We start from the raw sequence: 17,994 nt of genomic DNA, 5'->3' as shown, positions 1-17,994 counted from the left end.
AGCAGAAAAAAATGGAAACAGTATTGGTTATTAATCCTGGCTCGACCTCCACGAAGTTAGCGCTTTTTGCTAATCATGATTGCTTGGCAGAAGAAACGCTTAGACATAGCGTCCAAGAATTGGCACCTTTTGAAAATGTTGTCAGTCAAACACCATTTCGAAAACAAATGATCGCGGAATTTTTAGAAACACATAACATCACACAATTAGCCGCTGTCGTGGGGCGTGGTGGTTTGCTTAAGCCTATTCTTGGCGGTACGTATCTTGTCGACCAACAAATGCTAGAAGACTTGCGGACAGAACGCTTTAATACCCATGCTTCAAATTTAGGGGCGATTTTAGCTAATGAGTTTGCAGAAAAATATCACGTGCCAGCCTTTATTGTCGATCCTGTTGTTGTAGATGAGCTACAGCCATTAGCCAGGATTTCTGGATTAAAAGGCATTCAGCGGCGTAGCGTTGGTCACGCCTTAAATCAAAAAGCGGTCGCTCGAAAAATCGCTGAGGATTTAGGGAAAACATATGAGCAAAGCAATTTTATCGTTGTTCATTTAGGTGGGGGCATTAGCTTGGGGGCGCATCAAAAAGGCCGCATGGTGGATGTGGTAAATGGGCTTGATGGTGAAGGTCCTTATACGCCAGAACGCAGTGGCGCCTTACCGCTCGTTGAATTTGCGCAATGGATACTTGAACAGGAGTTGACGATTAGCCAAGTGAAAAAGCTAATTGCGGGGAATAGCGGTCTTAAATCATACCTAGGTGAAACAGATTTACGGCATATCCAAGCACAAATAGCTGCAGGTGATCAAACAGCAAATTACTATTTAAAAGGAATGTGTTACCAAATCGCAAAAAGTATTGGCGAGATGGCCGTAGTTCTTGAAGGCACAATTGATGCAATTATTTTAACAGGGGGCGCAGCCTATTCGCAAACCGTTGTTCAAGAAATTAGTCAAAAAGTCACTTGGATTGCACCAATTAAGGTTTACCCAGGTGAAATGGAGATGGCTGCTTTATATGAAGGCGTCAATCGAGTATTAACAGGGGAAGAACAAGCTTTAAATTATAGTGAAGCAAAAATTGAGCAGGAGTGATCAAAATGGCGGAACAAACAGATTTACTGATTTTAGGTGGCGGAACAGGAGGCTATGTAGCAGCAATTCGAGCCGCACAAAAAGGGCTAAAAGTCACAATTGTTGAAAAATACAAATTAGGTGGCACTTGTTTGCACAAAGGCTGTATCCCTACAAAAGCTTTATTAAGAAGCGCAGAGGTTTTTGATACCTTAAAACAAGCGGCTTCTTTTGGGATTGAAACAGAGGCAGCGTCCATTGATTTTTCTAAAATACAACAACGGAAAGAAGGAATTATTGAGCAGTTACACAAAGGTGTTGAAGGCTTATGCAAAAAAAATAAAATCAAAATTTTAGCAGGCGAAGGTGCGATTTTAGGTCCCTCTATTTTTTCACCAGTCTCTGGCGCAGTGGCAGTTACGTTTAATGATCCAACACGGGAAGAAGAAATTATCGTTCCTAAAAATGTCATTATTGCGACAGGCTCTAGTCCTAAAACGTTACCTAATTTGCCATTAGATGAAGAATTTATCTTATCTTCTGATGGGATGCTTGAATTAGAAGAATTACCAGAATCAATTGCAATTATTGGTGGTGGCGTTATTGGTGTCGAGTGGGCTTCTTTATTAAATAGTTTAGGTGTCAACGTAACTATCATTGAATTTTTGGATCGTTTACTTATAAATGAGAGTGCAACAATTTCTAAAGAATTAAAGAAACGTTTAGAGCAACGAGGAGTCAACATTCTATTAGGCAGCAAAGTCCAAGAAGCGAAAGTTACTGGACAAAAGGTTCAAGTAGAAGTTGCAGGACAAGAAACCCTCACCGTTGACAAAGTCATGGTAGCAATTGGGCGTCAACCCAATGTCAATAAGTTAGGGTTACAGAATACCTCAGTGAAATATACTGACAAAGGCATTGAAGTAAATGAATTTTATCAAACCACAGAAGGACATATTTATGCGATTGGCGATTGTATCGATACACTCCAACTAGCACATGTGGCTATGAAAGAAGGCGAGTTAGCTGTTCAGCATCTTTTAGGCGAGACAGTTGAACCTTTAAATTATACAAACGTGCCTCGAGGTGTTTATACAAATCCTGAAATAGCAAGTGTCGGCTATACTAGAGAAACTTTACCAGCAGATAAAGAAGTAGTGATTGGCACCTTTAATTTTAATGGTAATGGTAAATCACTTGTTTATGGAGAAACAGATGGCTTTATAGAAGTAATTCGTGACAAGAAGACCGATGATTTATTAGGGGTTTCTATGATTGGGCCACATGTCACGGATTTAATTGCCGAAGCAAGTACTGCCATGTATTTAGATGCCGCGCCCATTGAAATTGGTGAAGCAATCCATGCGCATCCAACAATGACAGAAGTATTGCAAGAAGCAGCCTTAGATACTTATGGCTTAGCGATTCACAAATAGAGAAAGGTTGATGAAAATGAAAACGCTTAAAAAATCGGGTTTATCAAAAGAAGAATTGATTCAGGCATATCGTCAAGTACTACGAGGACGTCGTTTAGACGAACGGTTGTGGCAATTAACAAGGATTGGTAAGACCTCTTTCAATATTTCTGGTCAAGGGGCAGAAGTTGCACAAGTAGCGATGGCGATGGCTTTTGATCCTCAAAAAGATTATTTTTTACCGTATTATCGTGATATGACCGCGTGCTTGGTTTGGGGCATGACCTCCAAAGATATTTTAATGGGTTCTTTTGGAAAAGAAGCGGATCCTTCTTCCCATGGTCGTCAAATGCCGAATCATTATGGTTCAAAAGAGCATAATATTGTTTCCTTCTCTTCAACAGTAAGTACACAAATGCCATTAGCAACAGGTGTTGGTTATGCAGCGCAACTTCAAAAAGCTGATTTTGTTGCATTGACCACCACTGGGGAAGGCTCTGCCAATCAAGGAGAAGTCCAAGAAGCTATGAACTTTGCAGGCGTAAAAAAATTACCAGTCATTTTTGTTGTTGAAAATAATGAATATGCGATTTCTGTCCCAATTGAAGAACAGTATGCCAATAAACGAATGGCCGATCGCGCGAAAGCTTATGGCTTTGAAGGTGTAACCGTTGATGGTAGTGATTTTACTGAAGTCTATCTAGCATTTAAAGAAGCAGTAAAAGCGTCTCGCGGGAAAAAAGGACCAAAATTGATTGAATTAATGGTTTCTCGCTTGACTTCTCATTCCGCTGACGATGATCAATCTGTTTATCGTTCAAAAGAAGAAATTGAAGAAATGAAAAAGAACGATGCAGTGAAGCTTTTTGAAAAACAATTATTAGAAGAGGGCTATTTAACAGCCGAAGACATTGCCAAAATTGATGAAGAAATTCGTGCAGAAATCAATCAAGCAACGGATGAAGCAGAAGCAATGCCAGATCCTGTACCGACATCAATTTTAGAAGAAGTGTATGCAAAATAAGAGAAGAGGAGAAGAAATATAATGGCTGAGATGACTTATTTAGAAGCAATTAACTTAGGAATTTCTGAAGAAATGGCTCGTGATGAAAAAGTAGTTATTTTTGGGGAAGATGTCGGCGGCGACAAAGGCGGGGTGTTCGGTGTAACAAAGGGTTTAGCTGCTAAATACGGTGACGAGCGTTGTTTTAATACACCGTTAACAGAAGGCTTAATTGGTGGTTTAGCTGTCGGCTTAGGTTTAATGGGCTATCGTGCAATTGGTGAATTTCAATTTGCGGATTACATTTTGCCTGCAACCAATCAATTGTTATCAGAGGCTCGGACAATGCGCTATAGAACAAAAGGCGATTGGACTGCGCCAATCGTTTATCGGACACCTTATGGCGGCGGTGTTCGTGGTGGGCTGTATCATTCTCAGTCTACAGAAAAAGTTTTTTGTGGACAACCAGGATTAAGAGTTGTGACCCCCTCTAATCCTTATGATGCAAAAGGGATGATTAAAGCAGCGATTCGTTCCGATGATCCAGTCATTTTTTACGAACATAAGCGTTTATATCGTCTACTAAAAGATGAAGTGCCTGCAGATGATTATATCGTACCAATTGACAAAGCCAATGTCGTTAGAACGGGTAGTGATTTAACCGTGATTAGTTACGGCATGACCTTGCAATTAGCTTTAGCTGCGGCGGAAAAACTAGCCGCTGAAGGAATTGATGCCGAAATCGTCGATGTTCGCTCATTATATCCTTTAGATCGCGAAACATTAGTGGCTGCAGCTAAGAAAACGGGGAAGGTTTTACTCGTAACAGAAGACAATAAAGAAGGCAGCGTGATGAGTGAAATTGCAGCAATGATTTCAGAAGATGCTCTCTTTGATTTAGATGCACCGATTCAACGACTTGCAGGACCTGATTGTCCAAGCATGCCTTATGCATTACCTTTAGAAAGAGAATTTTTAATCAATGAAGAGCAAGTATTAGCAGCAATGAAAGAATTAGCAGAATTTTAATTGAAGCAAGGAGGAAAAAATAAATGGCCACAAAAGAAATCAAAATGCCTCATCTAGGCGAAAGTGTCACAGAGGCAGCCATTGTCCAATGGTTAGTTAAACCAGGAGATTCAGTGAAACGCTATGATCCCTTAATGGAAGTCGTTTCTGATAAAGTCACCACGGAAGTCCCATCAGATTTTGATGGTGTAGTAAAAGAATTTCTGATTTCTCTAGATACAGATGTGCCCATCGGAACAGCGGTGATGACGTTAGAGACAGAAGAAACAACCGAAAAAACAGAAGTAGCTACTTTAGCACCAGTGAAAGAAGCAAGTGCGGAACAAGCGCAAGAACATGAAACGGTTGCAACAACAAGCACTGCGACGTCCCATCAAAAAAATAATGGTCGTTATTCCCCAGCAGTCCTTAAAATTGCCCAAGAAAAAAAGATTGATTTAACACAAGTTACAGGGACAGGTCGTGATGGTCGAATTACTAGAAAAGATGTTACAAACTTTACACCAACACAGGCAAGAACACCTGAGAAAACAGTGAGTCCAGGAACTAGCCCTTCAATTTCAGAGGAGCCAGTTGCTTCGCAAAATGAAAGCGCCGCAACAGCTAGTCCAACTGAAACAAGCCCAGATAAAATTGTCTCTGCAGATCCTGTACGTAAAGCAATTGCTAAAAAAATGGTCCAAAGCGTCAACGAAATCCCTCACGCTTGGTTAATGGTGGAAGCGGATGTGACCAACTTAGTCCAACTTAGAAATTCATTAAAAGATGAATTTAAACAACAAGAAGGCCTGTCTCTAAGCTTCTTCCCATTTTTTGCCAAAGCAGTCATTCAAGCGTTAAAGAAAAATCCAAAAATCAATACATCTTGGGATGATGGCTCAATTATTTATCATAAAGATGTTAATTTATCCATAGCTGTAACGACAGACGAGCATCTTTATGTGCCAGTGATTCAACAAGCGGATAACTATTCGATTGCAGGGCTAGCTAAAGAAATCAATCGCTTGGCACAAGAAGTCCGACAAGGAACGCTAGCAAGCAAAGAAATGCAAGGAGGGACCTTTACTCTTAATAATACTGGAACACTAGGTTCCGTCCAATCGATGGGAATTATTAACCATCCACAAGCTGCGATATTACAAGTAGAGTCAATTAATAAACGCCTTGTGCCAACCGCAGATGGAGGCTTTAAAGTGGCAGATATGGTTAATTTATGTCTTTCTATTGATCATCGAATTTTAGATGGACAACAAGCAGGTAAGTTCTTGCGAGATGTTAAAGATAATTTAGCGAAATATAATGCGGATACGGATGTATATTAAAAATCGTTCCTTGCTTTAGTTAAATAAAAAGCGCCTCAAAGAAATAAGCGCTCTTCTTTGAGGCCGCTCTTTATCTCATAGAAAGTTCAATCATTCTCAAACTTGTTCTAAAAAAACAAAAATAATCAATAGGAGTGTTGAAAATGCCCACTGATAAACTGGATGCTCAATTAACCCCAAGAATATTTTTTAACAAAGTGTTAGCTGGAACAGCTTCCGGCACCATTATCGCCTTAATTCCCAATGCTGTATTAGGAGCCATTTTAAAATATTTTGCAGAATACAAGATTATCGAAATGATTATTCATGCGGCGCAAATTTTCCAACTAGCCACCCCTTTAATTATTGGTGGACTGATTGCTTTTCAATTTGGCTTAACGCCACAAAAAATGATGATTGCTGGCGGTGCAGCATTTGCTGGCTCTGGCGTGATTAAATTTAATTCAGAAGTGAAAGGCTTTATTGGTGCAGGCACTGGTGACATCATTAATATTATGATTACCGCTTCTGTTGCAGTCTTACTTTTATTAGTCATCGATAAAAAATTCGGTTCAGTGGAAATCATTGCTTTACCGATCGTTGTTGGAGTAGGTGCAGGCTTGTTTGGCATGTTGATTTACCCATATGTGACACAGATCACGGTCGCCATTGGTAAAGTGATTAACAATTTTACTGATTTCCAGCCAATTATCATGAGTATTTTAATTGCTTGTTCATTTGCTGCACTGATTATTTCACCAATCACTACTGTGGCAATCGGTTTGGCGATTCAGTTGAATGGCTTGTCTGCAGGTGCTGCTGCAATGGGAATTGCAGCCACAACTGTTGTTCTTGTGATTAATTCTTGGAATGTCAACCAATCAGGAGTGACACTGGCTGTCTCTTTGGGCGGCATGAAAATGATGATGCCTAACTTATTTAAATACCCAATTATTTTAATTCCTTGTTTATTTACAGCGACTATTTCAGCAATTCCTGTGGTTCTATTCAACATTTCAGGAACCCCACAATCGGCTGGATTTGGCTTGGTTGGACTCGTGGGGCCACTTGCTTCGTTGGATGCGGGCTTAGGGATCTTACCCTTACTCTTTTCTTGGTTTGTTGTTCCAATTGTCGCGGGTTTATTCTCAAAATTCTTATTTGAAAAAGTGTTGAAACTTTATGATAGTAAAGTCGTCTTTGCTTATCAAGGCTAGATTATCCATTAATTTTCTTTAATGATTTGGATAAAATCTCTAACATCTTCTGTCATACTAAAATCGCGGCGCAAAGCAATGCCGATGGGGAAATAGTCAAACTTATCTTTTAAAGGAATCCATTTCAGTCCCTGACTTTTTCCCACTTCATAATATTCAATCGGCAGCAAACAAATCGAATTATTTTTTTGTAAACTATAAAGAAGTACTTGTAAATCATCGTTATGCAAAATGATATTCGGCTCATAACCGAAGCTCCGAGTCCGATCTAGTAGTAGGCGACCAATCATAAAATTATCACTTAACGATGAAAATCGTTGATCTTTCAAATCTTTAAAAGTTAATTTTTCATATTGGGAGAGAGGATTTGATTCTGGTACCACGACATAAACATGGTAGCCTTTGGTAGTCGTTTCTAAAGGTTCAATATGAATAATTTCAGGTAAGGTATTTGGGAAAGAGATTAGTCCCATATCAATTTCTTTATTTGCTAACATCGTTTGTAATTTTGGCGAGCCATCTTGCTGTAATATTAAATTCACATGTGGATGGGTTGTTAAAAATCGTGAAATTTCTTTCATAAATTGTACAGCAAATAAAGTAGTTAAGCCTAAACGCAATTGCTTTTTAACTGGTTTCTGGTTCATTTCACGAATATCTGTTACCAATTGATCGAATTGAAAAACAACTTCTTGGCCATGTTCATATAAATAAACACCTGTATCGGTTAATTGAAACGGTTGATCAGAATGATCAAACAACGCTGTGCCTAACTCAGATTCCATTTTTTTCAATGCTAAAGAAAGTGTTGGTTGGGTGACAAATAAATTGCGAGCGGCCGCCGATAAACTGCGGGTATTAACAATTTCAATGAAGTACTTTAAAAGCTGAATATTCATCAGAAACTCCCTTTCTTTTTAAAAGCGCTTACATAAATGCGCTTGGATAAAAAATAACAAATAGATCACTTATAATATAACATATGTATTGCCTTTTTATGGTTATAAAAGTAAGAGATAGAGATTTTCTTAGCAGATTTTTACCTAAAAATAAAAAATTGAACGGAGGAAAAGAAATGAAGATTATTATCGCAGGTGCTGGCGCTATGGGCAGTCGCTTTGGACTAATGTTACATCAAGCAGGAAATGACGTTATTTTTGTTGATGGTTGGCCAGAACATATTGAAGCAATAAGAAAAAACGGGTTAGTTGCTGATTTTAATGGCGAAGTGGTGACCGCTAAAATTCCTATTTATCCTCAGACAGAAGTAGCAAGCATCGATTTTACAGCAGACTTAGTTATCCTATTTACAAAAGCAATGCAACTGGAAGGAATGCTTGAAGCATTAGAACATTTCCTTAATAAAAATACGAAAGTTTTATGCTTGTTAAATGGAATTGGGCACGAAGATATTATCAAAAAATACGTGCCATACGAAAATATTTTATTAGGAAACACAATGTGGACCGCTGGGTTAGAAGGACCGGGCAAAGTAAAATTATTTGGCAATGGTTCGATTGATTTACAAAATTTAGGAGCGCAAAGTGAACAAGCGGCAGAAGCAGTCATTAAGGTATTAAATAACGCTGGCTTAAATGCACGTTATTCTGAGAATATTTTATCATCCATTTATAAGAAGGCTTGCGTAAATGGAACAATGAATGGTTTATGTACTTTGTTGGATTGTAATATGGCAGACTTTGGCGAAACAGAGCAAGCAGATCAAATTGTTCAACAAATAGTTAATGAATTTTTAGCAGTCGCTGAAGTGGAACAAGTTACGTTAGATAAACAAGCAGTGCTTCAACAAATCCGCTCGTGTTATAATCGAGAAACAATTGGTTTGCACCATCCATCGATGTATCAGGACTTAATAACCAATCATCGTTTAACCGAAATTGATTATATCAATGGAGCAATTGTTCGCAAAGGGAAAGCCTATGGGATTGCTACACCGTACTGTCAGTTTTTAACAGAGTTAATTCATTGTAAAGAAAATTTACTTCATGCTAAATAACAAGTAAAAACAGAAATACTCTTGAGTCGGTCTTGAGAAGAGCTTGACCTACTTCTTTCTATACTTTGCCAGTGTACAAGGCTGAGACAAAATCCAAAGTGAGTTTGTCTCAGCTTTTTTGTTTTTTAAAGAACACTACAGAAAATAAATCAAATCCGTGAAAAATATGTTAAACTAGAGAAGGTGTTTTTTCGCAAGAATCTACGCGGAACACAGGACTCGTTGAAGAATTGAATCAAAGAAACAATGTGTTAAAGAAGGGATTTGAACAGATTATGACCATTCAATGGTTTCCCGGCCATATGGCCAAAGCAAGAAGAGAAGTTTCGGAAAAAATCAAATATGTCGATATTGTATTTGAACTAGTTGATGCGCGGTTACCGCTTTCTTCCCGTAACCCAATGATGGACCAAATTGTCCAACAAAAACCACGATTAGTCCTTTTAAATAAAGGGGACTTAGCAGATAACGACCAAAATAAAAAATGGCAACATTACTTTCAAAAGAAAGGGTACCAAACCCTAGTCATCAATGCCCAACAAAATAAAGGAATCAATAAAATTGTGCCAGCAGCCAAGGAAGCGTTAAAAGAAAAATTGGCTCGTGAACAGGCGAAAGGCTTGAAACCGCGTGCGATTCGCGCAATGTGTATTGGGATCCCCAATGTTGGTAAGTCAACCTTAATGAATCGTTTAGTCGGAAAAAAAATTGCGCAAACCGGGAACAAGCCAGGCGTGACAAAAGGACAACAATGGTTACGCTCTGGTTCCCAATTGGAATTACTGGATACACCAGGGATTCTCTGGCCAAAATTTGAAGATGAAGAAATTGGGAAAAAATTAGCTTTAACTGGCGCTATAAAAGATCAATTATTGCATTTAGATGATTTGGCGATTTATGGATTAGAATTTTTTGCACGTTTTTATCCGCAACGTTTGACGGAACGATATGGTTTAACAGAGGAAGAGCTATTTTTACCTGCCCCAGAACAATTGATGTTAATTAGCCAAAAACGTGGTTTTAGAGATGATTATAATCGAGCCAGCGAAATGATTATTTTAGAAATTCGCAGTGGAAAATTAGGTACGTATACTTTGGACCGCTGGGAAGAACTAGGAGACGAATAACATGGCAAAAGAGTCGATTCAGGCAATCAAAGAAGCGTTGTTAACTGTCACTGATGCAACCGATGAACGATTAGCAAGCTGGCGAGAAGATGAACGTTCAGGAGTGCAACAAGCGATCAAACAATGGGAACGTCGCCAGTTAGCCAAAGAAAAAGAGTGGCAACTTTTTAAAGAAATGAGTCAATTTGAGGAAGCGGCCTATAAAAAAGGCCATCGTTTAATTGCAGGAATTGATGAAGTAGGCCGCGGACCATTAGCTGGCCCTGTTGTGACAGCTGCAGTTATTTTACCGAAAGATTGTCAATTATTAGGCTTAAATGATTCAAAAAAACTATCTGCTAAAAAACGGGAAACGTTATATAACCAGATTCAAGAACAGGCTGTCGCTATCGGGTTAGGTATCGCTGATCAAGGAGTCATTGATCAAATTAATATTTATCAAGCAACTAAACAAGCGATGAAAATGGCAATTGACGATTTAGCTTTTGCACCAGATTATTTATTAATTGATGCAATGCAGTTAGACGTTCCCCAACCACAAGAAAGTTTGATTAAAGGGGATGCACGCTCCATTTCGATTGCAGCAGCCAGTATTATTGCAAAAGTAACAAGAGATCGATTAATGGAAGAATATGATGAATTATATCCTGGATATGGATTTAAAAACAATGCAGGCTATGGAACAAAAGAACATCTTCTCGGGTTAGAAAAATACGGTGTAACACCCATTCATCGACGTACGTTTGCGCCAATAAAAGATATGATTTAAAAATAAAACACTTTTTTTACGTATTCTTATTTTAAGAAGATGTGAAAGAGGTGTTTTTTGTTGGAAATTTTACAACGACAATTATTATTTAAATTAGCGGTATGCCAAGGAATTGGCAATTTAGGTATCTTAAAAGTGTTACAAGAAGCTGTCGCACAAAAGCGTGTTGATTTTTCTAGTACAGAAATTATTAGAATCGCTGAAATCAAGAAATATCGTGAATTATTTGAACAATCTTGGTTACACCATACGATTCATAGTGAAGCGTTATATATACGACAATGCCAACACCAATTTATGACAATTTTAGATGCCGTCTATCCTAAATTATTACGAGAAATTTATAATCCACCAGCAATTCTTTTTTATAGAGGAAATTTACAATTGTTAAGTAGAAGGAAAATTGGCATCGTCGGCGCTCGCTATGCCACTTCGTATGGGTTAAGAGTGACTGAAGCTCTGGTTCCTAAAATAGTCAAAGAAGGATTCACAATCGTCAGTGGTCTTGCCAAAGGCATTGATAGTCGTAGCCATGAGATGGCCATCCAGAACGGGGGTCAGACAATTGGAATTTTAGGCACTGGATTAGATGTATATTATCCGTATGAAAAGAAAGAATTACAGCAAACTATGAAGCAGAATCAGCTTGTTTTAACAGAATATGTGAATGGGAGTGGGCCGAAAAAATATCATTTTCCTGCACGTAATCGCATTATTGCTGGATTATCTTTAGGGGTCTGCGTGATGGAAGCTCGTAAGAATAGTGGCTCTTTAATTACTGCACAAGCGGCGATGGATTACGGGCGCGAGGTATTTGCCGTACCGGGAAGTATTTTCCAGTCTTTTTCAACAGGCTGCCATGAATTAATTCAGGACGGCGCTAAATGTGTTCAGACAATTGATGATATTTGTGAAGAATTGTGACTTTTACTAATTGTGAATTGACAACCTACGTTCACTTCGGTACTATTTAATCAGATTTTAATCTTTTGGTTGGTAGTTAGGAGTGTCTAAATGGAAACGGTTGTTAGAAAAAGATGGCTGTTTGGTATGCAGCTACTGGGCTTTTTGATTTTGGATCAAATTCCTTTGATGATGGTCTCAGTTGTTCAATTTTCTACAGAAAATTTTTGGTTTCGCTTTGTTAGTGGATTAGTGGCTGTTGGACTTGGTGCCTATTTCGTCTATCTATTTGTTGCTTTTTTGAAAAAGAAAAAGCTCATAACTTGGACTTTTTTTGGAATCAAAGAAACCTTGCCAGTGGTCTTGTTAGGTTTGGTGATAATCTTTTGTGTGAGAATATTTGGTGATTTCTTATTACGTCTGGAAGGATTAGAGACGACCTCTAACCAACAAAGTGTTGAAGAAATTGTTCAAGCCATTCCTAAAGGGCTTATACTTATTTTTGCAGGTGTGATTGGGCCAATTTTCGAAGAGGGAATTTTTCGTGTCGGGATTCAAGCGTTTTTCAAGCCAGCTTCAAAAATAGGCATACTCGTTTCTTCTATTTTATTTGCACTTGTGCACACGCCGACAGATATAGGTAGTTTTGTTATTTATTGGGGCATGGGTTTAGCTTTAAGTTGGGTCTATCTACGCACGGGTCGCTTTGAAGCTGCTGTCTTGACTCATTTTGTTTGGAATGTTATAGGTATTTTAATGCTTTAGGATAAAATCTATAAATCATAGGCATTTTTTATTTATAAATTCGGACAGTCAAACAGAAATGACAGAAATGTTAGAAAGCCTAGTCTTGACAAACCTATTCTATATAGCATATGATGTATTACGATTTGTGCGTTTTTTACATATATTATATAGTAGGAAAGCGAACGCGAAAGGAGCTAATTGAATGGCCTATAAGTATCTCGTGATTGTAGAATCACCTGCCAAAGCCAAAACAATTGAAAAATATCTAGGAAGAAACTACAAGGTGGTTGCCAGTGTTGGTCACATTCGCGATTTACCAAAAAGTAAAATGGGGATTGATATTGAAAATAATTATGAACCTCATTATATTTCGATTCGCGGAAAAGGCGATGTCATCAAAAGTTTAAAAGCGGCTGCAAAAAAAGCTGAAAAAGTCTATCTCGCAGCCGATCCGGACCGAGAAGGTGAAGCAATTGCTTGGCATTTAGCTTATCTTCTTGGCCTTGATTTAAAAGATAAAAACCGCGTGGTATTCAATGAGATCACTAAAGAAGCGGTAAAAGCGGCATTTAAAGAACCTAGAACCATCAACGTTGATTTAGTTGATGCACAACAAGCACGGCGCATTTTAGACCGTTTAGTTGGATACTCGATTAGTCCTATTTTATGGCGTAAAGTCAAAAAAGGTTTGAGTGCTGGTCGTGTGCAATCTGTTGCTTTAAAAATGATTATTGATCGAGAAAATGAAATTCGAGAATTTAAACCTGAAGAATATTGGAGCATTGATGGGAATTTCCAAAAAGGTCGCAAGAAATTCAAAGCAAATTTCTGGGGCGTAGATGGTAAAAAGAAAAAATTACCAAATGCAGAAGCGGTGAAAGAAATCACTTCTCGGATTGACGGTAAAGATTACGATGTTACAAAAGTTGAGAAAAAAGAACGGAAACGTAATCCTGCATTACCTTTTACAACCAGTAGTTTACAACAAGAAGCGGCACGTAAATTAAATTTCCGTACCCGTAAAACCATGATGGTTGCGCAACAATTGTATGAGGGAATTGCTTTAGGGAAACAAGGCACTGTGGGGCTGATTACCTACATGCGTACAGACTCAACCAGAATTGCCGATTCCGCCAAAGCAGAAGCTGCTGAATTCATTGAAAAGACCTACGGAGATGAGTTTTCAGCACATGGCGGCCGCAAAGCAAAAAATACGCAAGGTGCACAAGATGCCCATGAAGCGGTTCGTCCGTCAAGCGTTTTAAGAACACCCGATGAAATGAAGAAGTATTTAGATAAAGATCAATTAAAATTATATACTCTTATTTGGTCGCGCTTTGTTGCTAGTCAAATGACACCAGCGATTTTAGATACCATGAAGGTCACGCTTCAACAAAACGGCGTAACGTTTATTGCCAATGGCTCCAAAGTGAAATTTAAAGGGTTTATGCAAGTATATGTTGAAGGACGCGATGATGGTAAAGAAGACAAGGAAAATATTTTACCTGAATTAGTGGAAGGTGACGTTGTTAAATCGGTCGATATCGAACCGAAACAACACTTTACTCAACCACCGGCTCGTTTTAGTGAAGCCACGTTAATCCGGACTTTAGAAGAAAATGGTGTGGGCCGACCATCAACGTATGCGCCAACATTAGAAACCATTCAACGGCGTTATTACGTGAAGCTAACCAATAAACGGTTTGAACCAACGGAATTAGGTGAAATTGTGAATTCTCTAGTTTCAGAGTTTTTCCCACAAATTGTCGATACACATTTTACAGCGACAATGGAAACGGACTTAGATAAAGTCGGTGAAGGCCAAGAAAAATGGGTTGAAGTTGTCGATCGTTTCTACAAGCCCTTCGAAAAAGAATTAACAAATGCCGAAGAAAAGATTGAAAAAATCCAAATTAAAGATGAACCAGCAGGCTTTGACTGCGAACTATGTGGACATCCAATGGTGATTAAACTGGGTCGCTACGGAAAATTTTATGCATGTAGTAATTTCCCAGATTGTCGGAATACAAAAGCGATCGTTAAAGAAATTGGCGTGACGTGTCCTGTGTGTCACGAAGGACAAGTTATCGAACGCAAATCAAAGAAAAATCGGATTTTCTATGGCTGTAGTCGGTACCCAGAGTGTGACTTCACTTCTTGGGACAAACCAGTAGGCCGACCATGTCCAAAATGTGGGCAATATTTAGTAGAGAAAAAAGTTAAAGGCGGCAAACAAGTCGTTTGTATCAATGGCGATTATGAAGAAAACGTCCAAAAATAAGAAAAATTGAGACCGAAGAATTTACTTCGGTCTTCTCTTTTAGTAAAATGAATTGAGTTTGTAAGAGACAGCTCTTAACTTCTTGACATAGAAAGGAATTTTTATACATGACAAAAAAAGTCACAATTATTGGTGCCGGTTTAGCCGGAAGTGAAGCGGCATGGCAAGTGGCCAATGCTGGGGTACCAGTTGATTTATATGAAATGCGCCCTGTCAAAAAGACACCAGCGCATCAAACAGAAAATTTTGCAGAGTTAGTTTGTTCTAATTCATTACGTGGAAATAGTTTAACCAATGCGGTAGGTGTTTTGAAAGAAGAAATGCGCCGTTTAAATTCAATCATTATTGGTAGTGCAGATCAAACCGCTGTACCAGCTGGCGGCGCCTTAGCAGTTGACCGTGATTCTTTTTCTGAAACAATCACTGAAAAAATTAAAAGTCATCCATTAATTACAATCAAAAATGAAGAGATCACCGATATTCCGGAAGGGATTGTAATTATTGCAACGGGTCCTTTAACCTCTGAAAGCTTATCTCAAAAAATTCAAGAATTTAATGGTTCTGAAGGCTTTTATTTTTACGATGCAGCAGCACCAATTATTGATAAATCAACAATTGACATGGATAAAGTTTATTTAAAATCTCGTTATAACAAGGGGGAAGCGGCTTACTTAAATTGTCCGATGACTGAAGAAGAGTTCAATGCTTTTCATGAAGCGCTAGTCAATGCAGAAGTGGTTCCTTTACGCACGTTTGAAAAAGAGAAGTTTTTCGAAGGCTGTATGCCCATCGAAGTAATGGCGCAACGTGGCATTAAAACCATGTTGTTTGGCCCAATGAAACCTGTCGGACTAGAAGACCCTAAAACAGGTAAACGCCCTTATGCTGTAATTCAATTACGTCAAGACAATGCTGCAGCTTCTTTATACAATATTGTTGGTTTCCAAACGCATTTAAAATGGGGCGAACAAAAACGAGTATTCCGTATGATTCCAGGATTAGAAAATGCTGAATTTGTTCGCTATGGCGTCATGCATCGTAATAGTTTTATGAATTCTCCAGAGTTGCTAAAGCCAACCTACCAATCAAAAAAACGTGACGATCTGTTTTTTGCTGGACAAATGACTGGTGTTGAAGGATATGTTGAAAGCGCGGCAAGTGGTTTACTCGCAGGTATTAACGCAGCTCGTCTTGCCAAAGGGGAAGAGCCGATTGAATTCCCTCGCGAAACGACTTTAGGAAGTATGGCTTATTATATTACACATGCAGAAGGCAAACATTTCCAACCAATGAATGCAAACTTTGGGCTTTTCCCAGAGTTACCTGAACGAATTCGTGACAAAAAAGAACGCTATGAAGCAATTGCTAATCGGGCCTTAGATGTCCAAGCTCAAGTTATCCAATCTTTAGACTAAATTAGAAAAAATATGAGAAAAGACCGAGCATCATTGCTAAGAAATGCGATGATACTCAGTCTTTTAATTTTTAGAAAAAAATAACAAAAGCTAAAGAATAGTTAAAATTGTGAACATATTTAGAAATATTGATTAAATTCTGACAACTTAATTGTCTTTTGAAAAAGGTTATGCTAAAGTTACTTTGTAATCGAATGAGGAGGGCTATCACATGGAAGAAAAGAATTGGCCTGAGTTATTTGCTCGTTATCTTATTGTCGAAAGAGGCTATTCAGAAAAAACAAAAAAAGCATATCAAGAAGATATACAACATTTTTTTTCGTTTTTAAAGACTTCAGGTAATGACAATTATTTGACTGTGGAACATTTGGATGTTCGGGCTTATTTGAGCGAATTGTACGATCAGGAATATAGCCGTAATTCGATTAGTCGAAAAATTGCCAGTTTGCGTTCTTTTTATCAATTCTTATTAAAAAATGAAGCAATCCAAGAAAATCCTTTTTCCTATGTTCATATGAAAAAGAAACAGTTACGGTTGCCCCGTTTTTTTTATGAAAAAGAAATGGATGCATTATTTGAGAGCGCACAAGGCGAGCAACCGCTTGATTTGAGAAATCAAGCGTTGCTAGAAGTTCTGTATGGGACTGGTATTCGGGTCAGTGAATGTGCGAACTTAACGGTGGACGCAGTTGACTTTCAAGCTTCTGTTTTATTGGTTCACGGAAAAGGAAATAAAGATCGCTATGTGCCTTTTGGTTCATTTGCACAAGACGCCTTAAAGGATTACTTAGAGAATGGCCGCGCGCTATTAATGACAAAATATCAAAAAAAACATCCGTATGTCTTTGTTAATCATCATGGTGAACAAATCACGCCAACAGGGATTGAATATGTCTTAAACCAACTAATTAAAAAAAGTTCATTAAATGCGGAAATTCATCCCCACATGTTACGCCATACATTTGCGACACACTTATTAAATAATGGCGCCGATATGCGGACAGTTCAAGAATTATTAGGACATGCTAATTTATCCACAACTCAGATATATGCGCATGTGACAAAAGAAAGTTTACAAAAAAATTATCGAACGTTTCATCCTCGTGCATAATGGAGGTAAACGTCTAGGAGGAACAATAATGGTTGAATCACAATTTCACTCTACAACAATTTGTGCAGTCGAAAAAGATGGAAAATTTGCAATGGCTGGTGACGGCCAAGTAACAATGGGCGAATCTGTCGTTATGAAAGGTACGGCCAAAAAAGTGCGCCGTATTTACAATGATGAAGTCGTTGTCGGTTTTGCAGGAAGTGTGGCAGATGCCTTTACATTAGAAGAAAAGTTTGAAGGAAAATTAAATGAATACAACGGAAACTTAACGAGAGCTGCGGTTGAGTTAGCCCAAGAGTGGCGTACACAACAGTCTATGCAAAAATTAGAAGCTATGCTGATTGTGATGAATAAGGAAGAAATGCTCTTAGTTTCAGGAACTGGGGAAGTCATCACACCAGACGATGGTATTTTAGCAATTGGTTCAGGCGGTAATTTTGCTTTGTCCGCTGCAAGAGCCATGAAAAACTTTGGTGATAAAGAAATGCCAGCGAAAGAGATTGCTAAAAATGCCTTAAATATTGCTGCAGATATCTGTGTATTTACGAATCATAATATCATTGTAGAAGAATTATAAGCGAGGGAA

General features: G+C 38.4%; 15 protein-coding genes and 2 pseudogenes. 16 read left to right on the top strand and 1 reads right to left on the bottom strand.

The features are described 5' to 3' along the window. The first annotated feature begins 11 nt into the window (after nucleotides 1–11). The 7 genes and pseudogenes from buk to IGL56_RS06745 all read left to right on the top strand — a co-directional run bounded on the left by buk (nucleotide 12) and on the right by IGL56_RS06745 (nucleotide 7,038). On the top strand, nucleotides 12–1,094 hold the full coding sequence (buk, locus tag IGL56_RS06775) for a butyrate kinase (protein ID WP_002357472.1): 1,083 nt from the start codon (nucleotides 12–14) through the stop codon (nucleotides 1,092–1,094). A 5-nt stretch (nucleotides 1,095–1,099) separates the two neighbouring features. Further along, entirely contained in the window at nucleotides 1,100–2,509 is a 1,410-nt protein-coding gene (gene lpdA / locus IGL56_RS06770; protein WP_010773970.1) for a dihydrolipoyl dehydrogenase, read from the top strand. A 10-nt stretch (nucleotides 2,510–2,519) separates the two neighbouring features. Next, nucleotides 2,520–3,512 (top strand): thiamine pyrophosphate-dependent dehydrogenase E1 component subunit alpha, encoded by a 993-nt coding sequence (locus IGL56_RS06765; protein WP_025189103.1) that lies wholly within the window; start codon nucleotides 2,520–2,522, stop codon nucleotides 3,510–3,512. 21 nt (nucleotides 3,513–3,533) lie between these two features. After that, nucleotides 3,534–4,520, top strand: a complete 987-nt coding sequence (locus tag IGL56_RS06760; protein WP_002357475.1) for an alpha-ketoacid dehydrogenase subunit beta — start codon at nucleotides 3,534–3,536, stop codon at nucleotides 4,518–4,520. 23 nt (nucleotides 4,521–4,543) lie between these two features. Beyond that, nucleotides 4,544–4,714: pseudogene (locus tag IGL56_RS06755) on the top strand (biotin/lipoyl-containing protein); the annotation flags it as partial. Between the two features lie 195 nt (nucleotides 4,715–4,909). After that, nucleotides 4,910–5,842 (top strand): annotated as a pseudogene (locus IGL56_RS06750) (dihydrolipoamide acetyltransferase family protein); the annotation flags it as partial. A gap of 143 nt (nucleotides 5,843–5,985) precedes the next feature. Beyond that, nucleotides 5,986–7,038, top strand: a complete 1,053-nt coding sequence (locus IGL56_RS06745; RefSeq protein WP_002384478.1) for a PTS sugar transporter subunit IIC — start codon at nucleotides 5,986–5,988, stop codon at nucleotides 7,036–7,038. A gap of 8 nt (nucleotides 7,039–7,046) precedes the next feature. Here IGL56_RS06745 and IGL56_RS06740 read toward each other — a convergent pair whose 3' ends face one another. After that, nucleotides 7,047–7,937 carry a LysR family transcriptional regulator gene (locus IGL56_RS06740; protein ID WP_002357478.1) on the bottom strand — a complete coding sequence of 297 codons (891 nt, stop codon included), beginning with the start codon at nucleotides 7,935–7,937 and terminating at the stop codon, nucleotides 7,047–7,049. A 176-nt stretch (nucleotides 7,938–8,113) separates the two neighbouring features. On the opposite strand from IGL56_RS06740, the gene IGL56_RS06735 reads away from it, so the two are divergent. From IGL56_RS06735 to hslV, 9 genes are all read left to right on the top strand, one after another. Continuing rightward, complete coding sequence (locus IGL56_RS06735) at nucleotides 8,114–9,055, top strand: 2-dehydropantoate 2-reductase (protein WP_002357479.1); 942 nt, start codon at nucleotides 8,114–8,116, stop codon at nucleotides 9,053–9,055. A gap of 275 nt (nucleotides 9,056–9,330) precedes the next feature. Next, nucleotides 9,331–10,182 (top strand): ribosome biogenesis GTPase YlqF, encoded by an 852-nt coding sequence (gene ylqF / locus IGL56_RS06730; protein WP_002357480.1) that lies wholly within the window; start codon nucleotides 9,331–9,333, stop codon nucleotides 10,180–10,182. Nucleotide 10,183: 1 nt separating this feature from the next. Beyond that, nucleotides 10,184–10,951, top strand: coding sequence for a ribonuclease HII (locus tag IGL56_RS06725; protein WP_002357481.1), 768 nt, complete (start codon nucleotides 10,184–10,186; stop codon nucleotides 10,949–10,951). A 60-nt stretch (nucleotides 10,952–11,011) separates the two neighbouring features. Then, a complete protein-coding gene (gene dprA, locus IGL56_RS06720) occupies nucleotides 11,012–11,875 on the top strand; it encodes a DNA-processing protein DprA (protein ID WP_002385893.1) in 864 nt (287 codons plus the stop codon). Nucleotides 11,876–11,965: 90 nt separating this feature from the next. Next, entirely contained in the window at nucleotides 11,966–12,619 is a 654-nt protein-coding gene (locus IGL56_RS06715) for a CPBP family intramembrane glutamic endopeptidase (RefSeq protein ID WP_002357483.1), read from the top strand. A 184-nt stretch (nucleotides 12,620–12,803) separates the two neighbouring features. After that, nucleotides 12,804–14,882, top strand: a complete 2,079-nt coding sequence (gene topA, locus IGL56_RS06710) for a type I DNA topoisomerase (RefSeq protein WP_002357484.1) — start codon at nucleotides 12,804–12,806, stop codon at nucleotides 14,880–14,882. A 107-nt stretch (nucleotides 14,883–14,989) separates the two neighbouring features. Further along, nucleotides 14,990–16,297, top strand: a complete 1,308-nt coding sequence (trmFO, locus tag IGL56_RS06705; protein ID WP_002357486.1) for an FADH(2)-oxidizing methylenetetrahydrofolate--tRNA-(uracil(54)-C(5))-methyltransferase TrmFO — start codon at nucleotides 14,990–14,992, stop codon at nucleotides 16,295–16,297. 211 nt (nucleotides 16,298–16,508) lie between these two features. After that, nucleotides 16,509–17,408, top strand: a complete 900-nt coding sequence (xerC, locus tag IGL56_RS06700; protein WP_002357488.1) for a tyrosine recombinase XerC — start codon at nucleotides 16,509–16,511, stop codon at nucleotides 17,406–17,408. Nucleotides 17,409–17,436: 28 nt separating this feature from the next. Beyond that, nucleotides 17,437–17,985 (top strand): HslVU peptidase proteolytic subunit, encoded by a 549-nt coding sequence (hslV, locus tag IGL56_RS06695; RefSeq protein WP_002357489.1) that lies wholly within the window; start codon nucleotides 17,437–17,439, stop codon nucleotides 17,983–17,985. Nucleotides 17,986–17,994 lie beyond the last annotated feature (9 nt).

The organism is Enterococcus sp. DIV1316a, assembly GCF_050536915.1.
GTDB classification, from domain to species: domain Bacteria; phylum Bacillota; class Bacilli; order Lactobacillales; family Enterococcaceae; genus Enterococcus; species Enterococcus faecalis.
The sequence above is the reverse complement of the archived record's forward strand: the minus strand, read 5'-3'. Positions and strand labels throughout refer to the sequence as shown.